This is a genomic window from Nocardiopsis sp. NPDC055824 (genome assembly GCF_053616335.1).
In genome coordinates this window covers 1-2,159 of the sequence record NZ_JBSHDN010000388.1, presented here as the reverse complement: position 1 = coordinate 2,159, position 2,159 = coordinate 1, and the positions used below count along the sequence as shown (strand labels likewise).

Genomic DNA, 2,159 nt, shown 5'->3' with positions numbered 1-2,159 from the left:
CCTCGGAGATGTGTATAAGAGACGGGGCCGGGGCCGTCTCACGGGACGTGGACGCTGAAGGTGGAGAGGCTGTTGTCGAACCGTTCGGTCGCCTGCGGCCCGACCTGCCCGACCACCTCCCCCGAGCAGTCGCGTTCGTAGTGGACGGTGACCGTCTCGTCCGTCAGGTTGGTGACGGTCTTGGCCTCGAACGGCCGGAAGTTGTAGCACCCGCTCGGGTTCTCGAAACTCCTCGGGCCCAGTTCGAGCGTGCCCTGGGCTGCGTGGGCCGGGGCGGCGGCGGTCAGTGCGAGTCCGGCGGCGGCGAGGACGGCGGCGATACGTTTCACAGTTACCCCATCACGGAGAGTCACGAATACCTGAGGGTGTAGTACCCCCCGTCCTCGGAGCACATAACACCCTGAACTCCATATATGGGAAAAACGTGGCCTCGTGCCGACATCCGGCCCGGTCGGTCGGCGGCCTCCGACCCCGGGGCGGGTGGGGTCCGGCCTCCGCTCTCAGGTCCCGGCCAGCTCCTCCGGGCGCGGCAGGTCCCGCATCACCGGCGAGAGGGTGAACAGCGCTGCGAGCGCCGACAGGCCCGCCATCGCCAGGAACACCCAGGTCGGCCCCGCACGGTCGAAGACGATCCCGATCCCGAGGATGCCGACCGGCTGGGAGACCAGCGCCATGAACATGACCGCCCCCAGCACCCTGCCCTGGTAGCCGTCGCCGACCGACGCGGCCACGTAGCCGTAGAACAGGGCGTTCACGCACGGAACGACGGCGAACACGAGACCCAGCAACACACCGAGCGACACCGCGTTCGGCGCGACCGCCAGTCCGAGGGCGCACAGCGGAGCCGACCAGGCCGCGGCGAGGAACGCGGAGGAGGGACGTACCCACCTGAGGACCGCGCCGGCGGCGAGGGCGCCGACCAGTCCGCCCGATCCCGCCAGGGACACGGTCAGGCCGATCTGCACATGGCCCGCGCCCTGCGCCTCCGCTGTCGCGATGAGCGCGAGGAACGCCCCCGACTGCGAGAAGGCCAGGTTGAACCCGACGATCCACAGGATCATCGGTCGCAGGATCGGGTCCGCCGCCAGCAGGGAGAACCCGCCGACCGTGCCGCGCAGGGTCCAGCGCTCGCGCGCCGGAGCGCGGCAGGCCTGCATCGGGCGGCGGATGAACAGCACCAGTGCCGCCGACACCAGGTAGGCGAGGGCCTCCGTCACGAAGGGCAGGGCGCGGCCCAGGCTGAACAGCGACCCGGCGATGGGCGCGCCCAGGGCCGTGGTGGTGGAGAAGCGGATCTGGTTCTGGGCGGCGGCCCCGGACACCTGCGAGGCCGGGACCAGCTGCTTGACGGAGGCCATGGCGACCGGGTTGGAGACGCCCATCATCGCCGACGAGCCGACCGCGACCGCCACGATGACGGGGAACGTCACCTTCCCCGTGAACAGCAGGAGCGCGAAAAGGGCGAGCAGCGCCAGGCGTCCGAGGTCGCAGAACAGCAGGACGGTCCTGCGGTCGGCCCGGTCTGCGAGCACTCCCCCGGCCACGGCGGCGACCATGGCGGTGGCCGCCTGGGCCGACCCGATGGCGCCCGCCTGCGTGGCCGAGCCGGCGAGGAAGAGGACGAGGAGCGGGTAGGCGACCTCTCCGCTCTCCTTGCCGAGCCCGGCGAAGAACCGGCTGACCCAGAGCGTCTGGAAGTCGTGGTTGCGGATGAGCGGTCGGACCTCCTCCGCGCCGTTCACCGGGGGGACCGGGCCGGGGGGCGGGGGTCGGCGATCCCGATCCGCTGTCATCGCGGTCGGGGGACCCGATCACGGGCCGCTGGGGACGGCCTGTCGAGGGGTGGGCTTGTCATGACGTCATTATGCGCGTCTTGCCCGTATTAGTGAGGTTTGGTGTTTCTGCCCCGCACACCGGCGGACCGACCGGAAACCCCCTCCGCCGACGGCGCACTCGCGGCTCTCCGGGCCTGCGCAAAGGCCTGGCGGGGACCACCCCGGACCGCCTCCCACGCCTCTGACCAGGACCGATCATCTGGGCCACCCGGTTGCGCCCCTCCGGGGACGCGGCCCGGCCGGGATCGGCGGGCGGCCGGGGCCCCGGCCGCGCTCGGGGGAGACAGCGACCGGACCCGGCCACCCGGTGCACGTGCACCGCTG

The 2,159-nt window shown here is 71.8% G+C and carries 2 protein-coding genes; both read right to left on the bottom strand.

The features are described from left to right. Window positions 1–38: 38 nt before the first annotated feature. Window positions 39–329 carry a hypothetical protein gene (locus ACWGL3_RS32060; protein WP_267947518.1) on the bottom strand — a complete coding sequence of 97 codons (291 nt, stop codon included), beginning with the start codon at window positions 327–329 and terminating at the stop codon, window positions 39–41. Window positions 330–500: 171 nt separating this feature from the next. After that, window positions 501–1,793 (bottom strand): MFS transporter, encoded by a 1,293-nt coding sequence (locus ACWGL3_RS32055; protein ID WP_267947517.1) that lies wholly within the window; start codon window positions 1,791–1,793, stop codon window positions 501–503. Window positions 1,794–2,159: the final 366 nt, after the last annotated feature.